The 23178-nt window shown below is 63.7% G+C and carries 20 protein-coding genes and 1 pseudogene; 10 read left to right on the plus strand and 11 right to left on the minus strand.

Annotation, left to right across the window (positions count from 1 at the left end; genetic code table 11):
- A partial coding sequence (locus ACK4OE_RS14685) for an efflux RND transporter permease subunit (protein ID WP_409885550.1) occupies positions 1–716 on the plus strand: 716 nt, incomplete at its 5' end.
- Between the two features lie 91 nt (positions 717–807).
- A complete protein-coding gene (locus ACK4OE_RS14690) occupies positions 808–2301 on the plus strand; it encodes an efflux transporter outer membrane subunit (protein ID WP_409885551.1) in 1494 nt (497 codons plus the stop codon).
- Positions 2302–2631: 330 nt separating this feature from the next.
- On the opposite strand, the gene ACK4OE_RS14695 is transcribed toward ACK4OE_RS14690, so the two are convergent.
- Positions 2632–3804, minus strand: a complete 1173-nt coding sequence (locus tag ACK4OE_RS14695) for a pyridoxal phosphate-dependent aminotransferase (protein ID WP_409885552.1) — start codon at positions 3802–3804, stop codon at positions 2632–2634.
- A 240-nt stretch (positions 3805–4044) separates the two neighbouring features.
- Between ACK4OE_RS14695 and ACK4OE_RS14700 the strand changes: the two genes are divergently transcribed.
- Complete coding sequence (locus ACK4OE_RS14700) at positions 4045–5481, plus strand: NAD-dependent succinate-semialdehyde dehydrogenase (protein WP_409885553.1); 1437 nt, start codon at positions 4045–4047, stop codon at positions 5479–5481.
- Positions 5482–5750: 269 nt separating this feature from the next.
- On the opposite strand, the gene ACK4OE_RS14705 is transcribed toward ACK4OE_RS14700, so the two are convergent.
- Positions 5751–6128 carry a hypothetical protein gene (locus ACK4OE_RS14705; protein ID WP_409885554.1) on the minus strand — a complete coding sequence of 126 codons (378 nt, stop codon included), beginning with the start codon at positions 6126–6128 and terminating at the stop codon, positions 5751–5753.
- A gap of 479 nt (positions 6129–6607) precedes the next feature.
- Between ACK4OE_RS14705 and ACK4OE_RS14710 the strand changes: the two genes are divergently transcribed.
- Positions 6608–7426 (plus strand): hypothetical protein, encoded by an 819-nt coding sequence (locus tag ACK4OE_RS14710; RefSeq protein ID WP_409885555.1) that lies wholly within the window; start codon positions 6608–6610, stop codon positions 7424–7426.
- 57 nt (positions 7427–7483) lie between these two features.
- On the opposite strand, the gene ACK4OE_RS14715 is transcribed toward ACK4OE_RS14710, so the two are convergent.
- Positions 7484–8206, minus strand: a complete 723-nt coding sequence (locus ACK4OE_RS14715; protein WP_409885556.1) for a formylglycine-generating enzyme family protein — start codon at positions 8204–8206, stop codon at positions 7484–7486.
- An 806-nt stretch (positions 8207–9012) separates the two neighbouring features.
- Here ACK4OE_RS14715 and ACK4OE_RS14720 point away from each other — a divergent pair.
- Both ACK4OE_RS14720 and ACK4OE_RS14725 read left to right on the plus strand, forming a co-directional pair.
- On the plus strand, positions 9013–9315 hold the full coding sequence (locus ACK4OE_RS14720) for a hypothetical protein (protein ID WP_409885557.1): 303 nt from the start codon (positions 9013–9015) through the stop codon (positions 9313–9315).
- 184 nt (positions 9316–9499) lie between these two features.
- Positions 9500–9721, plus strand: a complete 222-nt coding sequence (locus ACK4OE_RS14725; RefSeq protein WP_409885558.1) for a hypothetical protein — start codon at positions 9500–9502, stop codon at positions 9719–9721.
- 178 nt (positions 9722–9899) lie between these two features.
- On the opposite strand, the gene ACK4OE_RS14730 is transcribed toward ACK4OE_RS14725, so the two are convergent.
- The 6 genes and pseudogenes from ACK4OE_RS14730 to ACK4OE_RS14755 all read right to left on the minus strand — a co-directional run bounded on the left by ACK4OE_RS14730 (position 9900) and on the right by ACK4OE_RS14755 (position 17200).
- Complete coding sequence (locus ACK4OE_RS14730; RefSeq protein ID WP_409885559.1) at positions 9900–12080, minus strand: TonB-dependent siderophore receptor; 2181 nt, start codon at positions 12078–12080, stop codon at positions 9900–9902.
- A gap of 72 nt (positions 12081–12152) precedes the next feature.
- Positions 12153–14288 carry a TonB-dependent siderophore receptor gene (locus ACK4OE_RS14735; protein WP_409885560.1) on the minus strand — a complete coding sequence of 712 codons (2136 nt, stop codon included), beginning with the start codon at positions 14286–14288 and terminating at the stop codon, positions 12153–12155.
- Between the two features lie 230 nt (positions 14289–14518).
- Positions 14519–15256: a TonB-dependent receptor gene (locus tag ACK4OE_RS14740; protein WP_409885561.1), complete on the minus strand. Its 738-nt coding sequence runs from the start codon at positions 15254–15256 to the stop codon at positions 14519–14521.
- Positions 15257–15455: 199 nt separating this feature from the next.
- Positions 15456–15655, minus strand: a pseudogene (locus ACK4OE_RS14745) (hypothetical protein); the annotation flags it as partial.
- 55 nt (positions 15656–15710) lie between these two features.
- Positions 15711–15965, minus strand: a complete 255-nt coding sequence (locus ACK4OE_RS14750) for a hypothetical protein (protein ID WP_409885562.1) — start codon at positions 15963–15965, stop codon at positions 15711–15713.
- Positions 15962–17200: a PepSY-associated TM helix domain-containing protein gene (locus ACK4OE_RS14755; protein ID WP_409885563.1), complete on the minus strand. Its 1239-nt coding sequence runs from the start codon at positions 17198–17200 to the stop codon at positions 15962–15964. The genes ACK4OE_RS14750 and ACK4OE_RS14755 overlap by 4 nt, the downstream gene beginning before the upstream one ends.
- A 391-nt stretch (positions 17201–17591) precedes the next feature.
- On the opposite strand from ACK4OE_RS14755, the gene ACK4OE_RS14760 reads away from it, so the two are divergent.
- Positions 17592–18353, plus strand: a complete 762-nt coding sequence (locus ACK4OE_RS14760) for a methyl-accepting chemotaxis protein (protein WP_409885583.1) — start codon at positions 17592–17594, stop codon at positions 18351–18353.
- 81 nt (positions 18354–18434) lie between these two features.
- Positions 18435–19034, plus strand: a complete 600-nt coding sequence (locus ACK4OE_RS14765; protein ID WP_409885564.1) for a hypothetical protein — start codon at positions 18435–18437, stop codon at positions 19032–19034.
- 430 nt (positions 19035–19464) lie between these two features.
- Here ACK4OE_RS14765 and bfr read toward each other — a convergent pair whose 3' ends face one another.
- Entirely contained in the window at positions 19465–19941 is a 477-nt protein-coding gene (gene bfr, locus ACK4OE_RS14770; protein WP_409885565.1) for a bacterioferritin, read from the minus strand.
- A gap of 218 nt (positions 19942–20159) precedes the next feature.
- Between bfr and ACK4OE_RS14775 the strand changes: the two genes are divergently transcribed.
- On the plus strand, positions 20160–21275 hold the full coding sequence (locus tag ACK4OE_RS14775; protein ID WP_409885566.1) for a hypothetical protein: 1116 nt from the start codon (positions 20160–20162) through the stop codon (positions 21273–21275).
- A gap of 22 nt (positions 21276–21297) precedes the next feature.
- Here the strand turns inward: ACK4OE_RS14775 and ACK4OE_RS14780 are convergent, their stop codons facing one another.
- Positions 21298–22101 carry an FTR1 family protein gene (locus tag ACK4OE_RS14780; RefSeq protein ID WP_409885567.1) on the minus strand — a complete coding sequence of 268 codons (804 nt, stop codon included), beginning with the start codon at positions 22099–22101 and terminating at the stop codon, positions 21298–21300.
- Between the two features lie 408 nt (positions 22102–22509).
- On the opposite strand from ACK4OE_RS14780, the gene ahpC reads away from it, so the two are divergent.
- Complete coding sequence (gene ahpC / locus ACK4OE_RS14785; RefSeq protein ID WP_409885568.1) at positions 22510–23085, plus strand: alkyl hydroperoxide reductase subunit C; 576 nt, start codon at positions 22510–22512, stop codon at positions 23083–23085.
- The last annotated feature ends 93 nt before the right edge of the window (positions 23086–23178 follow it).

Raw genomic sequence — 23178 nt, forward strand, 5'->3', positions numbered from 1 at the left:
TCGGTTATTCATCGGGCCAGGCGCAGGCCGCCATCGAGCGCATTGCCGCAGAGACCCTGCCCCAGGGCATCACGTTCGAGTGGACCGAGCTGACCTACCAGGAAATCCTGGCGGGCAACTCTGCCGTGCTGGTGTTCCCGCTGGCCATCCTGCTGGTGTTCCTGGTGCTGGCCGCGCAGTACGAAAGCCTCACGCTGCCCATCGCCATCATCCTGATCGTGCCCATGGGCCTGCTGGCGGCGATGACGGGGGTGTGGCTGAGCAACGGCGACAACAACGTGTTCACGCAGATCGGGCTCATCGTGCTGGTGGGGCTATCGGCCAAGAACGCGATCCTGATCGTGGAGTTTGCGCGCGAGCTGGAGTTTGCCGGGCGCACCCCCGTGCAGGCCGCCATCGAGGCCAGCCGCCTGCGGCTGCGCCCCATCCTGATGACGTCGCTGGCCTTTGTGATGGGCGTGCTGCCCCTGGTGCTGTCCACCGGTGCCGGCGCAGAAATGCGCAGCGCCATGGGCGTGGCGGTGTTCGCCGGGATGATCGGGGTGACGGCCTTCGGCCTGTTCCTCACGCCCGTGTTCTATGTGCTGCTGCGCAAGTTGGCAGGCAACCGCCCGCTGGTAGAGCATGGCACGCATGTGGCGCCCATCTCGCATGCACCGGGCACCGGTGGCACCGCCCACCCCGTGCTGGCCGCGCCGCGCAAGGAGCACGAATGATGCGTACGACCACAACCCCCTTTGTAGCTCTGGGTGCTCGCACCACGCTGCCGAACGCAGCGGGCGGAGCGATCCGGGCAGGAGATCAGCCATGACCGATTTGCTTTTGAAAAACTCCGCTGACGCTGCCCCGGCAACGCGCAAGCGCAGCCTGCTGGCGCCCCTGGCCGCCGCCCTGGTTCTGGCCGGCTGCATGACCCAGCCCGTGGTCCCCGCGCCGCATGCAGGTGTGCCTGTACCCACCAGCTTTACCGCCGGTGGGGACGAACTGCCCATGGCACCCTGGACGGTCGCAGCCCCCGCTGAGGCACAGCCGCGCGGTGAGTGGTGGCTGGGCTTTCGGGACCCGGTGCTCGCCGATCTGATCACGCGCGCTGGCAACGCCAACACCAGCATCCAGCAGGCCGTAGCCCGCTTGGCTGAAGCGCGGACCTTGCTGCGCTCTGCAGACGCCGCCCGCTCCGTGCAGGTGGGCGCCTCAGCGGGCGTGACGCGCCAGGGCGGTTCCAACACCACTGGCAGCAGCGCGCCCGCTACGCTGGGCACGGCAGGGCTCAACGCGTCGTACGAGCTGGACCTGTTTGGCCGCCTTTCGCAAACCAGCGACGCCGCGCGCCTGGACGCCGACACGCGCGAAGCCCTGCTGCAAAGCACGCGCCTCATGGTGCAGGCCGACGTGGCGCAAACCTATCTGCAACTGCGCGCCGTGCAGGCCGAACAGGTGCTGGTGCAAGAGAGCCTGGCCGCGTATGAAGGAACGCTGCGCCTCACACAGCGCCGCCTGCAGGCAGGCGACGTGGCCGAGCTGGATGTGGCCCGCGTGCAGACCGAAGTGGCGGCCACCGAATCCGACGCCCTGGCCTTGCAGCGCCAGCAAGCCCTGCTGACCAACGCCTTGGCCGTGCTGGCGGGCGAGGTGGCCAGTGGCTTTGTGTTGCCCCCCGCCACGGGCGACGCCGCGCTGCCGGTCATCCCGCCCGGCGTGCCCGGCACCGTGCTGGCCCGCCGCCCAGATGTGTCTGCCGCACAAACCGCCGTGCTGGCCGCGCAGGCCCGCGTGGGCGTGGCGCAGAAGGCGTGGTTTCCGGCCGTCACGCTCACCGGCAACGCGGGGCATGCGTCGCCCGAGTTGGGCGATCTGTTCAAGTGGTCGGCCCGTGCCTGGGGTGTGAGTGCGCTGCTATCGTTGCCGATCTTTGATGGCGGCCAGCGCGATGCGCAGATCGAGGGTGCCAAGGCCCGCCTGGAGGCCGCGCTGGCCGACCACCGGGGGCAGGTGCTCAACGCTTTTCGTGACGTGGAGGATCAGCTGACCTCGCTGCGTTTGCTATCTGGCCAGGCCGAGGCACAGGGGCGGGCGGTGACGGCTGCGCGGCGCGCTACGCAGTTGTCGGATGTGCGGTATCGCAATGGCTTGGTGAGCCAGCTGGAGTTGCTGGACGCGCGCCGCAGCGAGCTGCGCAACCGGCGGCAGGAGCTGCAGGTGCGGACGGCGCAGTATGTGGCGACGGTGGGGTTGATTCGGGCGCTCGGAGGAGGGTGGGGGGATCAGCCTGCGGTGAAGGTGGCGCAGGTGGCCCAGTAGTTTTTGGGTGATTTTGGCTGCTAGCGCTTATCTATAAAGCGTTTGCAGCTATTGTTTTTGTAGGTTCAGATATCCATCTCTCCGTTCGGGCTGAGCCTGCCGAAGCCTGGGCTTGTGTGCTGATCTGGCCGCGTGCCTTTGCAAAAGGCGCATGCCGGGCGACTCCCGGCCTCCGCCCTCAACACAAGCATACTTTTCAAACCAGCACGCCCAGGCTGCGACAGGCTCAGCCCGAACGGGTGGATCAAGAACTACTCACTATAAAAAAAATAGCTGCTACCGCTTATCCCACAAGCGCCAGCCGCCAAAATGTTTAGAAATCCCTCTCCATCACCCCTTCAACCACCCCCTCAACCTCCCCACCCCTTCCTCCAGCCTCCCCACATCCCGGCTCGCAAAACACCACCGCAACCACCCCTGTGCCTCACCCCCAAACGCACTGCCCGGCGCCAGCCCCAGCCCCGCCTCGCGCACCAGCCGCTTGGCCAGCGGCAGGCACTCGTCATGCCCCTCAATGCGGAAAAACGCATACATGCCCCCCAGCGGCGTTGCCACCGACACTCCCGGCACATCCGCCAGCAACGGCACCAGCGTGTCGCGGCAGGTCTTGAGGTGCGCCACCAGCGCAGGCGTCACCTCATCTGTGCGCTGCAGCGCCACCGTGGCGCCGCGCTGCACAAACACGGGTGCGCACGAGGTGTTGAACTCGATCAACTTGCCCACTGCGTGCGTCAGCGAAGGCGGCAGCACCAGCCAGCCCAGTCGCCAGCCGGTCATCAAAAAGCTCTTGGAAAAGCTGTGCGTCACGATCAGCCGGTCTTCCGGCTCGGCAACATCCAGAAAGCTGGGCGCTGCACCGTTGGCCGTGTCGCCTGCGTAGTACAGCCGCTCGTACACCTCGTCCGCCAAGATCCAGGTGCCCGTACGGCGGCAGTGCGCCAGGATGATGGCTTGCTCCTCGCGCGTCAGCGTCCAGCCGGTGGGGTTGTTGGGCGCGTTGACGACCAGCAGTCGCGTGCCGGGTGTGATGGCGGCCAGCAACGCATCCATGTCCAGCCGCCACGCGCCGTGTGCGTCGGCCACCAGCGGCACGGTGCGCACCTGCGCGCCTAGAATGCGCGGCTGCGCCACCAGGTTGGGCCACACGGGGGTGACCAGCACCACCTCGTCGCCCGCGTCCACCAGCGCCTGCACGGCCACCATCAGGCCGTTCACGCCGCCGGACGTGACCGCAATGCGGTCAAACCACGCATCGGTGTGCTGCTGCGGGTGCAGGCCGTGCATGTAGCCGGCGATGGCGTGGCGCAGCTCGGGCAGGCCCAGGTTGTGGGCGTAAAAGGTTTCGCCTTTTTGTAGCGAAGCAATGGCCGCCTCGCGGATGAAATCGGGCGTCACCTCGTCGCTCTCGCCAAACCAGAACTTCAGCACATCGCTGCGCCCCAGGCCTTCGTTGGCCACCTCGCGGATGCGCGACTCTTCGAGGCTTTGGACTACTTCTCGCATGCAATCTCCTTGCGTCAACAACCTTCCCATCATCGCAGCGATTCTCCAATCTGCTGACGCCGCTACGACTGATAGAAGGCTGCGTAGCAGGCCCGGCGAGCAGACACCGTGGAGCAGGCTTTGCCTGGCCACGGGCGTTGTCCACCGGCGGGGGAAGGGCGCCGAGGGCGACTCAGGGGGATTGGGTCGCTGCAGGCGTATAGTCGTTTTTTTGATTTTTTTGGCTGACCCCCGACGCACATGACCTATCCCAATACCCAGCTCTTCATCGCAGGCCAGTGGCAAGACGCCGCCGAAGGCAAGACCCTCGCCGTATTCAACCCCTCCACCGGCAAAGAAATCGGCCGCGTGGCCCACGCCACCAAGGTCGATCTGGACCGCGCGCTGGATGCCGCACAGAAGGGCTTTGAAGCCTGGCGCGACATGCCCGCCGCCGAGCGCGCCAAGACCATGCGCCGCGCCGCTGCGCTGATGCGCGAACGCGCCGAGGCCATCGCCGCCATCATGGTGCAAGAGCAGGGCAAGCCCCTGGCCGAAGCCAAGGTCGAAACCATGGCCTCGGCCGACATCATCGAATGGTTTGCTGACGAGTCGCTGCGCGTGTATGGCCGCATCGTGCCCTCGCGCAACCTCAAGGCCACGCAGATGGTGCTCAAGGACCCCGTGGGCCCCGTGGCTGCGTTCACGCCGTGGAACTTCCCCATCAACCAGGTGGTGCGCAAGCTGGCCGCCGCGCTGGGTGCAGGTTGCTCCATCCTGGTGAAGGCACCCGAGGAAACCCCCGCCAGCCCCGCCGAGCTGATCCGCGCGTTTGCGGATGCGGGTGTGCCCGCAGGCACCTTGGGCCTGGTGTACGGCGACCCGGCGGAAATCTCCAACTACCTGATCCCGCACCCCATCATCCGCAAGGTCACCTTCACTGGCTCCACACCTGTGGGCAAGCAGCTGGCCGCGCTGGCTGGCAAGCACATGAAGCGCGTGACGATGGAGCTGGGCGGCCATGCCCCGGTCATCATTGCGGAAGACGCCGACCTGGAACTGGCCATCAAGATCGGCAGCGGTGCCAAGTTTCGCAACGCGGGCCAGGTCTGCATTTCGCCTACGCGCTACCTGGTGCACGAAAGCATCCGAGCGGAGTTTGTGGCCGCGTTCGGCAAATATGCGGCGGGCCTGAAGGTGGGCGACGGCCTGACCGCCGGCACGCAGATGGGCCCGCTGGCCAACCCCCGCCGCATCACCGCCATGGCCGACCTGATGGCCGACGCTGTGCAGCAGGGCGCCAAGCTGGTGACAGGTGGCGAGCGCATCGGCACTGAGGGCAACTTCTTCCAGCCCACCGTGCTCGACAACGTGCCCCTGTCGGCCCGCATCGTCAACGAAGAACCCTTCGGCCCCGTGGCCGCGATTCGTGGCTTCGAAAAGATCGAAGACGCCATTGCAGAAGCCAACCGCCTGCCGTTCGGCCTGGCCGGCTATGCGTTTACCTCGTCGCTGAAGAATGCACACCTGCTGGCCCAGCGCCTGGAAGTGGGCATGCTCTGGATCAACCAGGCCGCTGCACCGGCAGCCGAGCTGCCATTTGGCGGCCTGAAGGACTCGGGCTACGGCTCGGAAGGTGGCCCAGAGGCCATCGAGGCGCATCTGAATACGCGCCTAGTGTCAATCATGAACGTGTGATGGTGTGACGGCAGGCGCCACTGGGCGGAGCGTGCAACGCGCGCTGCCCGTGGCGCTTGCTTTTGGCGTTTGCCTTTTCGCTGACTAGCTAGCACCGTGTAGGTCGGCTCGTTGGCGGTTTCGTAGTGTTGGTCGGCTGCTTGCGGCCAGGAGCAGCCGGTCACCGCACACGAAAGCGGACGTTGAACGATGAAACTCACCTGTCCAACCACGTCACTGAGTGCAGTGCGACTCAAATCGCATGGCCCGGTTAGGCGTGACTTGCATTGCTACTGCGCCCGATGCGTTTGTTCCGCCTGCCAGTCATCGAACGTGTATGTCCGCTCCTGAGTGTTCTCGACCCAGCTCGACACACGCCGCTCTTGGTCGTAGTTGAACCGCTTCCGGTAGGCCAGTGACCAAGAAAAGGAGACTGTGGCCCAGCCAACGACGCCCAGCAAAACCGGGACAGCTAGCAGCCACAACAGCGGCCAGCGGAACGAGCCAGAAAAGCCCGCGTAAGCTAGGTATACCGGCATCCCGAACAGGGCGAGAAGCCCAACGAACCCCGTGAGGTCGCCGATCCCTTGAAGCGCGTACCCAATTGGCGTGCATCGCTGCTTCCCGATGCGTTCCACCTCGTCGGACCACATCCGCGGAATGAACATAGCCTCTCTTCGCTTAAAGTAATTTAAACGGCATAACCTGCGGGATATTCTGTACCGTGCGGGTTGGTCTGGACATTGAATCCTCCTGGAAGGAGGCTTGCAGCCTGAGTTTGCAAGCGCCAGACTGTTCAAAAAATTCAGGCAAACCCGGCAAGCATCTCCTCTGCAAACTATAGCTTGCCATTGGGCAGGGACCGGGCACTTAGACAGCGCGGTTTGGACTGTAAGCCAGTGGGTAGTGAATCAACGGCAGCTTTGGGGTAGTTTTTTCCAACGGCGGCTTCGGGCCCAAAGCTGCCTTTGTGCAAAGCCGCCAACCATCGCGAATTGGTTCCACAAACCGTACGCGTCTATCTGACTTGCAGCGCTGCACGCACTCTTCACACGCTGTGACAGCGCTTCAACAGGGAGATCTATCCCCCGCCAGAGGCCTTGCACACAGGGCGCTAGCATTCCCTTCATTCCGGAGGTGCCCGCCCATGCTGCTTTTGCGATTGTCTGCCCCCTTGCTGGCCCTGGCCTGTGTGTTGCCTGCCGCCGCAGGCATGGAAAAAGAAAGCCACAGCACCCGTGGTGGGCTGTTCTTTGCCATGCTGACGCCAGACGTGGAGCGGGTGATGGTGCGGTTCGACGACAAGGCCCAGCTGCAGCAGCTGGCGCAGCACTGCAACACGGGCAAGGCGGTGTTTGCGCTGCAGGCGGGGGGCAAGTACCAGTGCAAGGCAGAAGTGTCTAAGACCCCTTCAGGCGCTGACGACTGGGAGGGCGCAGGCGTCACGGTGCAGGGCCCTGTCCGAGAGAGTGACCGCCGGGAATACGCGCTGTTCTCAATCTCGCCGCCCGCCACGCCGCGGTGGGAGGTGCGCAAGTTGGATACCGAAGGGCGCAACGCGCTGCACACCTTTCTGCAATCAGATAAGCGCCGCTTTGGCGGGCTGCTGCGCCAGTTGAAGCTGGACGACGCCACGGCGATTCGCCAGCCGCAAGGTGTTGCAGGTGCTGCCGGTGCTCCACTTGCACCGCGTGCTCAAGGCGGACGTGAGACGCTGGTAGTGCCCGGCAAGCGGGTGCGCGATGCGGATGCGTTCTATGACGCGCAACGGCACCATGTGTTTGTGCGCAATCAGGGTGCTTACGCCTACATGGGCGAGGTGCCCGGCGCGCCCGCCAGCTATGTCGACATTGATGGCAACGACCTGCCCGGGCTGGTGGTGGGTGAAGGGTGCGACGGCTGGTGCATCAGCTTGTGGGGCCTGACGGGCGGGTTGCGGCAGGTGGGCACGTTTGGCGGGCACTGAGCTTCCTCGTACGCTTGATTCGCCATGAGCGACAGATAAACGGGCATGGCCTGCCCGTCAGCGCTGCTTGGGCGGGTCGTACACACAGCGAAATCCGATGTACACCGCATAAAAGTCCGCAGCCTTCCAGGCCTCGACATCCGCGCGCATCTGCGATGCGGGGTACCACCAGGACCCACCCATCGTGCGGCGCTCGTCGCCGCGCGCATCGGCCGCCCATTCCCACACGTTGGCGCCCATGTCGTGCAGACCGTTCACCCCGGCAGCCGTGGCGGTGACCGGCGCGGCGCGCGGCCAGGGGTCAGTGTCGCTGGTGTTTGCGCCCTGGGGGCTGTGGCCGGTGGTCCAGGGGTAGGTGGTGCCGCGCATCCAGGGGGCTGGCGGTTGGCGGCGCAGCTCGGTGAACCCGGCGGCGCGCCACTCAGCAGCGGTGGGCAGGCGGCCGTTGGCCCATTGGCAATAGGCCTGGGCTTCGGCGTGTGTGATGTGCACGGCGGGCAGTTGGTCGCTATCGGGCGGCGTTCCGTCAGGGCGCTGCCAGGTCCAGCCCGGCCGCCGCTGCCAGCCGCCCGCATATTCAAACCCGCCGCCTTCGCGCTCGGCGCGGGTGGTGGCGCGGTTGGCCTGCGTGTAACGGGCGAACTGGGCGATGGTGACTTCGGTCTTGTCGATGCGAAGGCCGCCCAGGTCATCCAGCACCACGTGCGTGTCCGTTTGTGCCGTCGCACACAACGCCCAGAAGGTCATGCCGAAAGCGGCAGCCCATCGTTGAATTTGCATATCCTCGGCTCCTGTGGGTTGAAGTCTGCCACCTGAAGGCAGGACTGAGGGCCGCAGTATCGGAGGTCTCCAATGTCTTTTTGCGGCGGTGGGCAATTCTTACTTTGCGCAAGGTAGGGGTGCACGCGGCTCGGACCTCGTGGCGACGGCTGGGCACGCTGCAGCGGGGGATACTTCGCCAACAGATTTCACCTTGAAGGGACTGCCCGTGCTTTTGATCGTCACTGGGGCCACGTTTTGCTCTCGACCGCCGGGCCTCGCTTCGCCGACGTCATGCGGCTTGCTTTTTGACAACCCGGGCTGCGCATGTCCGTGACCTTTCGGTTTTACCTTGGCGCGTTTCTGGCCCTGTGCGGAAGCGCTTGTGTTTACCTTGGCGCGTTGGCCAACGTCGTAGCCCTTGGGGGAACCTGGGGAGATACATTCTTTCTTCCCGGAATTGCATTGATCGGCCTCGCGCCAGTCCCTGTAAGAGACGTCACGCTGCAAACGTGGCAAGCCGTTCTTCTGCGTGGGCTGCGTTGTCTTTCGCTCCCCGTATTCCTGCTCAGCATCGTCACGCTTGCGCCAGCCCTCTGGTCCACAGTCGAAGCACCAGGTGACGAGGTCTACGGTGTATGGGACGCAGCGGTTTTGGCAGCGTCATGGCTTCTTGCGATGGTGTGGCCGGAGGCAATGCGGCTTGTGAAGCACTGCCTTCGTACCTGCTGAGGCTATATAGTCAACGCGCCTGCCCCTCCAGGCACTTATTTCAACGGCTTACCCACGGGTTGCCGGGCTCCATTTGCAAGATTCAGACCGTGAGAATGCGTTTGTTCGATATCTCAACGCCAGCCGTGATCGTGCTTGGCCTGTCTGCTGTAGCGTCGGCCGCAGTGATTGCAACCATCTGGCGCAAGCGCGACCCGCCTTTTCTGAAATGTGCCACCACGCTGGTGGCATTGACTCCGGTAGTGGGGCCACTGGTCGCGTGGTGGGTGGTCAGCTTTCCTGAGCCGATGCACCCTGACCTCCAGGCCAAAGGCAAGAGAACGGTCAACGAGTATTCCGTTCCTCGTGAATTCATCCGCGAAAAGGTGAGGCGGGACAGGGGTGGTGATGAGGCTTAGCGATGTTGCCACCGCTGGCGATTCTGTCGGGTTTTCCGCTTGACCAGGGCTGAATGTTTCTGACGGTCATTTTTACTTCTGGACATCGACCGTTTTCCACGGTCTATTGGGTCTTTTCTTGATGGGTACTGGCTCATATGTCGTGCATCGGAGCCATAAGCCTGCTGTCTAACTGCGAGATTCCATGGATGCGCTGATAGACCTTTTGATGCTGCTGATTTTTCACTGGCGGTTGGGCCTGTCCGTCCTCGGTACGCTGGCTGTAGCTATTTTCCTTGCAGCCTGGATCCCGTGGTTCACGGGAGCGTTTGGACTTGCCATGGTGATCGCCTCAGCCGGAGCTGGGGTGTGGTGGGAAGCGGGGGCGGACCGACGGCGTATGGCGCGCATCGCGGCTGGGAAGTAAAGCGCTGCGCTCGCAATAAAAGCCCCGGGTCATGGCGCGCCGAGGCTTGTTTTGATTCGGGATTTGATATTTTTTTGATAGCTGGAAGCGCTTGCTATAAAAGCGGTAGAGACTGTTTTATATGAAATTTTGATGCCGCAACGCACCCGGAGAATCCCGGCCGGTTGCGGCGGTCCGGTCAAAACCGGTATGTCGAAGTCAGCGTATACGTCCGCGCCTGCCCATAGAAGCAATCGCCCCGTGCCAGGCACTGGGTGATGTGCACCTTGTCCGTCAGGTTGACCACGTTGAAGGCCACGCGCCAGTCGCCTGCGTCATACGCCACCATGGCGTCAGCCAGCGTGGCGGCCGGGGTGCTGATGGCGGTGGTGCCGCTCCATTGCGATCCTGTGTAGCGCACGCCCGCGCCCACCGTCCACCCGCCGCGGCCTTCGCTGGCGAAGCGGTGGCTCAGCCAGGCTGATGCGGTGTGCTTGGGCACGCTGGCCACGGGTTGGCCTTGGTCGCCGGTGTTGCTACGGGCGATCTTGGCGTCGGTAAAGGCGTAACCCACCGTGAAGTCCCAGTTGCGCGCCAGGCTGGCTTGCACCTCGGCCTCGAAGCCTTTGACTTTGACCTCGCCGATCTGCAGGCTGTTGATCGGGTTACCGGGGTCGGTGGTCTTGCGGTTCTTTTCGCGCAGCTGGTAGACAGCGGCAAAGGCGTTGATGCCCTGGCCGGGCGGTTGCCACTTCACACCGGCCTCCCACTGCTCGCCGCGCTGGGGTTTGTAGGCTGCGCCGTAGGCATCCACACCGCCCAATGGCTGGAACGATTCAGAGTAGCCCGCATACGGTGCCCAGCCGCCGTCCATCTGGTAGGTGACGCCAGCGCGTTTGGTCCAGGCCTTGTCGTCCACGGCTGCGGCGGGGCGGCCCTCGGTGTCGGTTTTGGCACTGTCGTGGCGCAGGCCCAGCGTGGCGGTCCAGCGGTCCCACTTGATCTGGTCCTGCACGTAAAAGCCCAGTTGCTTTTGCTCTACGCTGGGTTGGCGCACCAGTTGCGATGCCGTGGGCGGAGTGAAGTTGCCGTAGACGGGGTTGTAGACGTCGATGGATGAAGTGACAGAGCTCCAGGACAGTTGCCCCGTGTGGTTGCGCTGGATGTCGACGCCCGCAAGCAGGGTGTGGCTGGTGTCGCCCGCCTTGAGCTTGCCTTCAAGCTGTGTGTCGATCAGCAGCATGCGGCCAGTGTTGAATTGCCACACCGCATCGCGCACCACCGTGCGGCCGTCGCTGTTGAAAACGGGGCGGGCAGGGCGGCCCGTAGCCGCGTTGGCCCTAAAGCTGGTGTAGATGGTGCGGTAGTCCACCTCGCTCACCGTGCGGCGCAGGTTCTGGCGCACGGTCCAGTCCGCGTTCAGGCTGTGGCTGAAGAGGTAGCCCCACGAGTTGTTGGTGGTGTCAAACGCGTCCCAGCCGGGCTCGCTGATGAAGGTGTTGCGCGGGATCTGGCCGTACTGGCTGGGCAGCTGCGTGCCTTGCCAGGGGAAGAAGCCAATGAGTGAGCCGCTCTTGTCCTTTTGGTGCAGGGCCTGCAGCGTCAGCGAGGTGTTGGCATTGGGCTTCCATGTCAGCGATGGCATCAGCACCATGCGGTCGTCGCTCACATGGTCCACCTGCGAGCCGCTGTCGCGTCCCACGGCCACCAGGCGGTAGAGCCAGTGGCCGTCCTGGTCGAGCGCGCCGGTCAGGTCGGCGGCAATCTGCTTGCGGCTGTTGTTACCCAGTTGCACCTGCACTTCGCGCAGCGTTTCGGCCTGCGGGCGTTTGCTGGTGAGGTTGAGCACGCCACCCACGCTGCCCTGGCCATACAGCACCGACGTGGGGCCGCGCAGAAACTCCACCCTCTCCAGTGTGTACGGGTCGGGGCGGCTGGTGTTGTAGGTGCCGTAGGTGCGCAGCAGCCCGTCCTGGTACTGGCTGACGGTGCCGCCGCGGGCGTTGAAGCTGTCCACGCGGCTGTCGAAGTAGTTGGACACCGCACCCGCCGTGTACGCCGTGACCTGGCGCAGCGTCTGCACGCCCTGCGCTTCCATCTGGTCGCGCGTGATCACGCTAATGGCCTGGGGTGTTTCGATGAGGGGCGTGTCGGTTTTGGTGGCGCTGAGCGCACGCTTGGCCACAAAGCCGGTGACCGGCGCGGTGGGGTTTTGCTGCTCGGCACCTGACGTGACGGTGACGGGCGCCAGGGCCCGTTCAGCCGTGGGTTCCTCCGAGCCGGGCGTGGTGACGGATTGCTGTGCGGTTGCCGCGCCGCACAGGGCCAGCAACGCCGCATGCGCGATGGCGGTGCGGCAAAGGGTGGTGCCAGATGTCATGGTGGTGGTTCCAGGTTTTGAGAAAGAAAAAGGTGTTCAGGGACGCGCTGGTCAGCGGGTGCAGCGGTGGCGTCAGAACGCATAGTCCAGCGCCACCTGCAACGCACGCGGCTGGCCGGGTGTTACCGCGCCAAAGCCGGCAGCGGTGGCCGTGCCGTCCAGGTAGTAGCGGCGGTTGCTCACGTTCTTCAGGTTGGCCTGCAGCCGCACGCCACCTGCAAACTGGTAGCCCACGGCCAGGTCGAATACCGTGTAGCCGGGCAGGCGCCATTGGTTGTCGTTGGCTGTGAACTTGTCGCCCTGGTGCACCAGGCCGCCGCCCACCCACAGGCCCGGCAGCTGGGCTATGCGGTATTGCGTCCACAGCGATGCGGTGCGGCGCGTAGCCAGCGCAACACGGTTGCCCACGTTGGCGCCCGCCGTGGTGTCAGACAGCACCTTGGGGTCCATGAAGCTGGCCTGGGCCGTCACCGTCCAGCCCGGCGTGATGCGGCCCTGCAGCTCCAGCTCGATGCCCTTGATGCGCTGGCGCGCGGTCAGCACCGAATAGCCGGGGTGCTGCGGGTCGGTGGCGGGCGCGTTGGTCAGCTGCAGGTCAAACGCCGACACGGTGGTCATCAGGCGCTGGTTCAGCCATTCCTGCTTCCAGCCCACTTCCAGTTGTTTGCCTTCAGACGGCGGTGCAGCGCGGTCGCCCCACAGCAGCGTGCCGGTGTTGGCCTGGAACGACCGCGCGTAGCTGGCGTACACCATGCTGCCCGGGCGCAGCTCCCAGCTCAGCGCGGCGCTGGGCTGGGTCTGGCTCAGGTCGGTGACGGGCGTGGTGTACGCGTCCTTGAGACGGTCGTGGCGCAGGCCCAGCAGCAGGCCGAAGTCGCCCAGCACCATGCGGTCTTGCACAAACACGCCGGCGTTGCGGGCATCGGACGAGAGCCGGCCCACGCCGGTGGAGGCCACGGGTGGCACCAGGCCTGTGACGGGGTTGTAGAGGTCAACGGCGCCCAGGTTGCCCGTGGTGCGCGCGCCATAAAAGCCCGCAATGGCGCGCCAGTCCAGGCCCGCCAGCACCGTGTGCTTGACCGGGCCGGTTTGCAGCTGCGCACGGAGTTCGGCCAAGGCCGTGTCCGACGTGTATTTTTGCCCCGGCGCCATCCAGTAGGTGCGCGCCACGCGGCCATTGGTTACCGGGCCCATGGGCGACACGATGTTGACGTTGCGAAAGGTCTCGTTGCGCGACAGGTGCACGCGGGCTTCCAGCTGGTCCGAAAGACGGTGCTGCAGCTCGGTGGAATAAAAGCGCAGGTGTCCGTCGGTGTTCAGCCAGGGCTCGCCGTAAAACGCGCCCACCGGCAACACGTCGGCGCTGCGTGGATTCTTGGGGTCGGGCACTGCCAGACCTGACGTAGAGGTGCCGTCGATGCTTTGGGTCTCGGCCTGCGCGCGCCAGACGGTGTCGGGCGTGATCTGCCACTCCAGGCTGCCTGCAATGCCTTGCTTGCGAGGGGTGTTGCCATCCACAAAACTGCCGCCCCGGCTGGCGCCGCCGTCCAGGCGGTAGCGCAGCGTGCCATCGGTGTTGAGCGGGCCGGTCAGGTCAAACTCGGCACTGCGCCAGCCGTGGCTGCCGGCGCCAATCTTCACGGTGCGCAGCGGATCGGCCTGGGGCCGCTTGCTCTCGTAGTTGACGAGGCCCCCAGGCGCCACCTGGCCAAACTCCAGCGCGGCAGGGCCCTTGATGACTTCGACGCGTTCGATGTTGAACAGCGGTGGGTCCAGCAGGTGGACGAACTTGGCGCCGTCACGCAAGAAGTTGAAGGTGTTGTTGGCCCACAGCCCGCGGATGGTGAACTGCGAGTACGAGCCGTAGTACTCGCTGCGCGTGGACACGCCCGACGCATTGCGCAGCACGTCGCGTTCGGTGGTGGCCATCTGCTGGCCCAGCAGTTCGTTGTCGATCATGCTGACCGAGCGGGGCGTCTCCAGCACTGACAGCCCCAGGCGGGAGCTGCTCTGCGCGCGCCGCGCGGGCGTGGCGGCTTCGCCTGCCGTGGAGTCGATGACATCGACCTGGCGCAAGGAGGGGGCGGTTGCGGGCGTGTCGGCGGGGGCGGGCGCGGGCGCTGCGTTGGTCTGGGCCAAGGCAGCGCCGCACACTGTGAGCAGTGCTGCTTGGGCTACAGCGGTGCGCAGAAGATTTGGATGAATCATGGTGCTATGTTTTTGGTAGCTATGAGCGTTTGTTCAGTAAGCGCTAGAGGCCAATTGGGTGTATGAAATGGACTGCGCAAGCGGGCGCACCCAGCCAGCACCTGGCACGGAGCGGGTCAGAGAGCGCGTGGCAGCGCTGCCCGCTTCGACCGTCCGCAACCGGCTGCAACAGTCCAGTGGCTGATACGGGGTGCGGATCGGTAGAAGCGTTGGCCTTGGTGGCCTGCGGATCAGTGGGCCTTGGGCGGCTCGGGCAGGGCGGGCGACGCCATGCCGTCGGCCAGCACAAACGTGAGCGTGGTCACGTAGCTGGCTTCGCCGTACTTCTCGCCCTGCGCTTCGCCGGGGGTCTTGTCGCTGTGCTTCACTTCGGCCACGTACTGGCCCTTCCACGGCGTGACAAAGGTCACGGTGCCGTCTTCACCCGCCTCGGCCTCGCGCGTCCAGCCCGACGGGGCGGCCAGCTGCACCTTGGCCTTGGGCAGCGGCGCGCCCTTGTAGACCACCTTCAGCTCGCCGGGCTTGCCGGTGGGCACCAGGTCCAGCGGGGCGGTGGGCGCCACGGGCTGCGCCAGGCTGGCCACCCAGCGGGCCGAGGGCTGCCAGACCATGGCAGGCAGGTTGCGCTTGCTGCGGTCGATCAGCGGGTAGGCGGGCGCCACGAACAGGGTCTGGGGTGTGCCCGCCACGGTGTAGTTGAAAGCGTCCTTGCCCAGCTGGCCTTGCACGGGCTGCGCGGCGGCACCGGTGCGCTGCTGTTCCAGCGTGGGCACGCCCTTGAACTTGTCCAGCGCACCGGGCGATGTCTCGCGCAGGTTCTCGTTGAACTCGCCAAAGTGCAGGCGGGCTTGGCCACCCGCGTTTTCCAGCCACACCTGGTGGGCGTGGGCGGTGTTGACTGCGGTGACACAGGCGCAGGCGAGCATGGCGGCCAGCAGCGGTGCATTGCAGCGTTGGGTAGAGGACATGGACGTTTCCTTTCGGTGGTTTCAACAAAAATCAAAAAAGCAAAGGGCGTGCAGCGCCGCACCCCTGCATTTGCAGGAGCGGAAGACTCATTTATTGATAGCTGCCAGCGCTTTACGGATAAGCGCTAGGTGGCTTTTTGACCCTGAAATGGGGCTGCGCAGTGCCTGTGCGGCGCCTGTGCAGTGCAGGGGTGCCGCCTTAGAAGTCCACGCTCACGCTCCGCGACAAGGTGCGCGGCGCAACCACCACCAGGTAGCCGAGTCGGGGTGGCCGCCCGACGATGCCGTGTTGCGGTGGGTGAGGTTGTCGATGCGGGCGCGCAGCGTGACCAGGCGGCCTTGCACTGCGGTCAAGTAGCGCACGCCCACGTCCAGGCGGTTCCAGCGGGGTACGCTGATGGGGTGGCGTGGGCAAGGGGGTGAGCGCATGGCGTGGTGAAGGTGCTGGCGGTGTTCAGAGTGGCGTGGGGCTGCCGGCCGCTTCGGCGGTTTTGGTGGGGGGCTGGCCGTGGGCTCCCTGGGCGGTGGCAGCAGGCTGTTTGTGGGGCCAGCAGGTCCAGCTCATCACCGCCACCGGAATGCCCAGGCCCACCCACGACCACCAGTCGCCCCAGGTGTCGGACACCAGGGCGGTAATGAGACCTGTGGTGGTGAGCACGCCCATCACGATGGGCCATCCCCACAGCGACCAGAAGGGGCTTTGCTTCATGCGCGGCCCTCCGTGTGGGGCTGCGGGCCGCCAGTGCGCGCGGCAGCCGGTGTGGGCAGGCTGGTGTGGCCTTGCACGATGGCGGCCGCCGTGGTGCTTGTGGTGCCCCTGGTGCCGGCGTTGCTGGTGCTGCCCGCCTGTACGCCCTTGCGCAGCCACAGATACAACCCGCTGCCCAGCACCACGATGGTGGCAATGTCGAGCAGCGCCCACAGGATCTTCATCGGCATGCCGCCGTAGTCGCCAAAGTGCAGTGGCTGCGACACCAGCAGCGCCGTCAGGTACCACGGCAGCTGGGGCGATGCGGTCACCTGGGCTGTGCGTGCATCCACCAGTACGGGCTTGAGCAGCCGCGACGTGAGGGGCTCATTGCCCCGCAAAAAGAACGTGTTGTGGTGCGGGCTGGAGAACGCCGTGCCCGGGAACGCAATGAACGACAGCTTGGTGCCCGGCGCCTGGGCCTGTGCGGCCTCCAGCGCCTGCTGCAGCGGGCCGCGCTCTGTAGCGGGCACAGTGGGCTGGCCTTCGTAGGGCTTGAGCAGCACCGACAGCTGGTCGTACTGCCAATACTTGATGAGCAGATCAGCCCACGTGTTGATCATGCCCGTGCCGCCCACCACAAACGCCCACACCAGCGTGACGATGCCCAGCAGGTTGTGCAAGTCCAGCCACTTCACGCGGGTGGACCGGTCACGCCGCACCTCGCCAAAGGCCAGCTTGCGCATGAAAGGCGCATACAGCACCACGCCGGTGACGATGGCCACCAGCAGCAGCAGCCCCATGAAACCCAGAAACAGCTTGCCGGGCAGGCCTGCGAACAGGTCCACGTGCAGTTTGAACATCACGTACATGAAGCCTTCGTCAAACCGAGGCTGCGCCAGCACCTGTGCGGTGCGCGCGTCCACGGCCACAGAGCGGAAATCATCCGTGGGCGCCGGTGTAGGCGTGAGCGTCACAAACCAGACGTTGTCATCGTCCTCGGCGTGCGATGCGAACTGCACCACACGCTCGGGGTGCAGCGCCTGCGCGGTGGCCAGCACCTGGTCGAGGCTGGCGCGCGGCGTGTTGGCGGGCATGGCTGGCGCCTCGACCTCAGTGCCCAGCAGGTGGCCGATTTCGTGGTGAAAGATCAGCGGTAGGCCCGTGATGCACAGCAGCAGCATGAAGACGGTGCACACCAGGCTGGACCACTTGTGGGTCCATGACCATCGGCGCAGGGCGGTGGGGCTCAGCATGGGGTGACGTCCTTTTTGGGTGGGCTACGCCAGCAGATGCCGTTGCCGGCCTTGCGCAGCCCATGCCCGCACAGAACAGGGAGCCGCAAAACAGCGGCAACAGCCAGTTGGGCAGGGACGAAGGAGTGGTTCAAGCCAGGCAACCCGAAAACATCTGAGGACGGTGGGTGCTGGCTGCAGCCGAGTGAAGTGGCTGTGGCTTGCGGAAACGGAATTTTACAACGCAAATGGGAATGATTCCTGTTTTGGCTGTTGGGCTGTATCCATTGCGCAACCGCACTCGCGCCTTGAGTTTCATTAATGATAAAAATGAATTTGACTAAATTGATACATTCAGCAAAAATTCGCCATCTTCAAACGACCAAGGTGATATTCCATGAACCGCCAACGCATGACTGTCCGCACCAAACTGGGCCTCGCCTTTGGCTTGATGGTGACTCTGATCCTGTTGGTCGCAGGGATCGCCATCTACGGCATGAAGAAGTCGCATGAGCAGTTCCATGACTACATCAGCGGCATCAACGCCAGCGCTCATTTGGCGAAGGACGTGGAATCGGCGGTCAATCGTCGTGCGATTGCTGCCCGCAATTTGGTGATTGCCACCAAGGAATCAGACCGGGCCGCCGAGAAACTCGCCGTGACCGCCGCGCATGCCGATGTGCAAGGCCGGTTGGCCCGCCTCAAGGACCTTGCAGACGCAGCCCATTTGCCGGCCCACATCAAGGCACTGGTGGCCTCCGAGGTGCGCAATCTGGCTCAGCGCAGTGCCAGCGCCGCCAAGGAGATCAAGGTGCTGATCAGCGAAAGCGTGCAAAAGGTGGCCATGGGCACCAGTCTGGTCGACCAGGCGGGCCAGACCATGGTCGAAGTGGTGGATGCGATCAAGCGCGTGTCCGATGTCGTGGGCGAGATCAGTTCTGCTAGCTCGGAGCAAAGCTCGGGCGTATCGCAGATCGGCCAGGCAGTGAACCAGATGGACCAGGCCACGCAACAGAACGCCGCTTTGGTCGAAGAAAGCGCGGCCGCAGCCCAGAGCCTGGACACGCAGGCCAAGCAGCTGACACAGGCGGTGCAGATCTTCAAACTGGACGGACTTGCGGGCGCTGCGCGTCTTGGCGTCACGCAGCGGCCAACGCTTGGCTACGCAGCGTGATCAGAGGCGTCATCGCACAACCTGATCCAAAAAACATTTCGCTGCAGGCCCGCCGCGCACCCCAGTCCCAGGCTGTTGGCAATGACTGAAGAGTCCACCAAGCTCATCCAGCAACTGATCGCACGGCGATGGGAATACCTGCCCAAAGTAGAAAGCCCTGAACAGCGCACGGGCGCCCTGGGCATCGTGAACCTGTTTGCGTTGGCATCCCACATGCTGACGGCCATGTCCGGCACCCTGGCCATCGTTTCTGTCGACGGGGACGGCGCAGAAGGGGAGTGGAGCGACACCGGTCTCTGCGACCAAGTGCAAAGGCTGGTGGACCTGGCGGTGCAGACCTCGGCGTCATTGACCCGGCTGATCGGAATGGCGATGGTGGCGTTGCAAAGCGAAAAGATTGCCACTCAGAGCGTGATCGAGCGCGAAAGCATCCAGGAAATCATGGCGATGTGCTATGCCTACAGGCAGTCGCTGAGCGCGGTATCGCTGGAGACCACGAACATGGCGCGCTGGCGCGGAGTCTGGGGGCGTGATGGTCACGTCCCACGCTCACCGCAGTCATCGCAACAGCCCGACCCCGAGCGGGACCGGGCCAGAGAATCAGTCCGCGCCTTGATCGCGCAGATCATCGACCTGGGGCTGAGGGCAGAACTTTTCGGGGGAACGTGGAGCATGGGCTGAACGCCATCCGACGAGCGCGTAGCCGCGCACACCGGCAGCCCGCGCGGAGCCGGGGGTTTCTTCCAGCAGTGCATACAGGTGCTTCATCGTTGTGTGAGATTTGCTATCTATTGAATAGCTGCTAGCGATTTATGGATAAGCGCTAGAGGCCAATTTGATCAATATTTTTGCGCTTATCCGCGCTCAGGGTGCCTGGGTTTTGGCGGGTGGTTGTGCTTCGTCGGCGGTGGTGTACGCGAGCAAGGTCATGAGGTGGGTCAGCGAGGTGAAGCAGGCCCCGCACATGCCTCGCGCTGCCGCCTATCTGCAAGGGGTGACAGTAATGCCGAGGGCCGCTGCGCTACAACAGGCCGGCACCCGTCATGCGAGCATAAAAAAACGGGCCGAAGCCCGTTGATGTGATGGCGGCTGAACGCCGCAGTGAAAGGCCTTACTCCAACTCGCCCATCTGCGACTGCAGATAGTTCTGCAGGCCGACCTTGCCGATCAGGTCGATCTGGGTTTCCAGAAAGTCGATGTGCTCTTCGGTGTCGTCCAGAATCTTTTGCAGCAGGTCGCGCGAGACATAGTCACGCACGGTTTCGCAGTGGGCAATGCCGTCCTTGATGGTGGCCTGGGCGCCTAGTTCAGAGCGCAGGTCGCACGCCAGAATCTCCGGCACGTCTTCGCCGACTTGCAGCTTGGCCAGGTCCTGCAGGTTGGGCAGGCCGTCCAGCGTGAAGATGCGGTCCATCAGCCAGTCGGCATGCTTCATTTCGCCGATCGATTCGGCGTATTCTTTCTTGGCCAGCTTGTCAAAACCCCAGTGCTTGAGCATGCGGTAGTGCAAGAAGTACTGGTTGATGGCAGTGAGTTCGTTCTTGAGCTGGGCCTGCAGATGGCCAATGACTTGTGCGTCGCCTTTCATGGGGACTCCTTGTAGTGTTGTGTTGATTCGGCCCCGATTGTCGTGACCTGCATCAACCCGCGCAAGGCAAACCCCTGCTTTCGCGCGCTGGCTGCGTGTGAGGTTGATAGGTGTTCGCGTTCAGCATCACACGCGCGCCGCGGGAGCGCGCAATAAATGGTTGTCGCGTCAGCAAAAACATGGCCCAGTTACCCCAAAACCTGCATAAGGATGTGAGCATGACGAAGCAAAAAGATTTTTGCCCTGCACTCTCCTCCCTGCAACCGTGGACTTGGGCATTTGGAGCGTTGATTGCTTTTCTACTCGCCGTCCTGCCGCTAAGTGCAACCTGTGCGCAGATCTCGGCGTCTGACTTAGCGACCCTGCATCAGCGAGTTCAAAAGACAGGGTGGGTTCACGTTGTGGTGACGTTGGAGCGTATTTCGTTGGGCTCAGTCGTGGAGGCCGACCGAACCCTGGTGCTCCAGCAACTGGATGCCAAAGCCCAAAAGCTCTATGCCGAACTGGGAAGCTCTGCTTTCCCCACTGGTCGTTGGCGCAGCGATTTGGGATTTATCGGGTTTTACACAGATCGCGCTGGCATCGACAAACTTGCCGCTACGTCTGCCGTCGAGTCCTTTTCGCCGGCCGTTAGCGGCAGAAGGGCGCTTGCATACCAAAACGATGGCAGCCTGGATGCCATTGATGACGCGCTCGTCGAGTCGCCCATCGTAGACGTTGATCTGGTGTTGAACACCGAAGAGCCCGCGTACTCGATACAAGGTGACGGTAGCACCCGTTTTGAGGGTCCGTCTGAAGTCAACGAAGTGCTTGACCGGTTGCTGACGGAGCCGTTTGCACAGCACATCCGTGGGATTGACCGCCGCCGTAACCCCACACTCACGCCCGTTGTGCAAGCCAAAATCAATCGTGTGGCGTTCTACGGGTTGATCAACAGCGTTCACGTTCGCGCGGTGCGGTTGCGAGGATCTGTGGATGCCAGAGCGGCGAACTGGCCGGATGAATTTTTGCAATTCGCCGACCGAATAGGAGAAGTCGACATCACGGTCCTTTTGCGTGGTGGTTCCACTTACACCCTGTCCCACACAGGTCCCAAAGCATCGCAGCATCAGGTGGACGCGAACACAAAAGCACTGCGGGAAATCCTCGCAGCTGCGGGTGTCCAGCCCTTCCCTGCGATATCCGCCACAGAGGCGCACATGGGACTGGTGTTTGTGAGGCTCTCAAAATCACAGATCTACAGGCTCTATGCCCAGCGTGACCCGCGCGTTCTGAGCGTGGATGGCAACAAGAGCTCGAACGTGACGCGCCCGGCGGCAGGCCCAACCAACTAGTTCGGCACCAAGCTTGACTCCTCTATCGGGCAGCGTTCACGCCTGATGCGCCGCCGGCGATGGCTGCCGCGTTGCCCCGTCGCTCCATCCAGTGCGCCACCCCCAGCCACACCGTCGGCACCAGCACCAGGGCCAGCGAGATGGCCTGGGCGATGGTGCCCTCCGCCAGGTCTTCGGTGGCGGCGTGCCAAGAAGCGTTGTCAATGCCAGGGAATACGCCGCCCTCTGTGAACTCATGAAACGCATAGACCACCAACTGCACCGCAAACACCGCCATGAACCAGGAGGTGACGCGGAAGAACCGCCCGAGGTTTACGGCCCGGCCGTAGCGCGTCCAGGCCCAGGCAATGGCAATGGCCAGCGCTAGGCCCGCTGCGCCGCCCCAGGCCATGTAGCCCAGTTCGGCGCTGCGGGCCAGGGCGGCGAGCATGGTGGCGGTTTCCACGCCTTCGCGGCCCACCATGAACAAGGCGAACAGGAAGACGGCCATGCCTGCGCGCGGGCCCTCCAGCACGCTGGCGCGGTCCATGCGCTGCGCAATGTCCTGGCCCATGTCCTTACCCGCGCTGCGCATGTGCACCACGCACCACATCACCGTGGCGGCGGCGATCAGCGCCATCACACCTTCGGCCGCAGGGGACACCGCGCCCACTTGTGACAGCACCCAGCCCAGCACCAGCGAGAGCAGGGCGGCTACGCCCACACCCGCGCGCAGCGGCAGCAGCAGGTGCACGCGCCCGGTCTTGCGCAGATACAAGGTGGCAATGGCCACCACCAGCAGGGCTTCCAGCCCTTCGCGGAAACATATCAGAAGTGTTTGGAACATGGTGATTCAGGTCTTTGCTATAAATTTATGAGCTGATTGCGCTTGCTAGTTAAGCGCTACAGGCCATTTTGACCAATATTCAGACGCGAAAATGTCCGCATCCTCTGCGTCGCAGCTGCGAGGGCGGCTTTGCTGCAGTGCGGCAGATAATATGACTAAATGCGAATTATTTGTATTTGAATGTTTGATATGCCGCAAGGGTTGGACCCGCGGCCTTGCAGCCCAGGCGCTGCGCGCAGAACCATTTCCATGGGCAGGCAGGGGCAAAATTTGGTGCCCCGCCTGCGAGTGGGGTGTCACTGTATAGTCACAGACAATTGATTCAATGAAATCAATTAATTGGATTGATGGCCTCGAAAGGCCTAGACTTCAGTCCTGTTCAGTCAACCAACCACCAAGGAAACAGCAATGTCCCTGATCAATACGCAAGTTCAGCCCTTCAAGACCACCGCTTTCGTCAACCGTGACGGCAAGGGTGACTTCATCGAAGTGACCGAAGCCAACCTCAAGGGCAAGTGGTCTGTGCTGATCTTCATGCCCGCAGCTTTCACCTTCAACTGCCCCACCGAAATCGAAGACGCTGCCGATAACTACGCTGCTTTCCAGGCAGCTGGCGCCGAGGTCTACATCGTCACCACCGACACCCACTTCTCGCACAAGGTCTGGCACGAAACGTCGGACGCCGTGGGCAAGGCCAAATTCCCCCTGGTCGGTGACCCAACGCACCAACTGACCAACGCTTTCGGCGTGCACATCGCTGAAGAAGGCCTGGCACTGCGCGGCACGTTCGTGATCAACCCCGATGGCGTGATCAAGACGATGGAAGTCCACTCCAACGAAATCGCCCGCGACGTGTCGGAAACCCTGCGCAAGCTCAAGGCTGCCCAGTTCACCGCCGCCAACCCTGGCCAGGTCTGCCCCGCCAAGTGGAAGGAAGGCGCCAAGACGCTGACGCCTTCTCTGGACCTGGTTGGCAAGATCTAACCCGCTTTTCGATTCGGCCCCCAAAGCCGGACAGCGTCATGGCGCCTGTGCGCCGTGCCGTCCGGCTTTTTTACGCCCGGAGTTTGATGTGCA

Origin of the sequence: Acidovorax sp. (genome assembly GCF_046314175.1) — a bacterium.
In the GTDB taxonomy this organism is placed as follows: domain Bacteria; phylum Pseudomonadota; class Gammaproteobacteria; order Burkholderiales; family Burkholderiaceae_C; genus Acidovorax.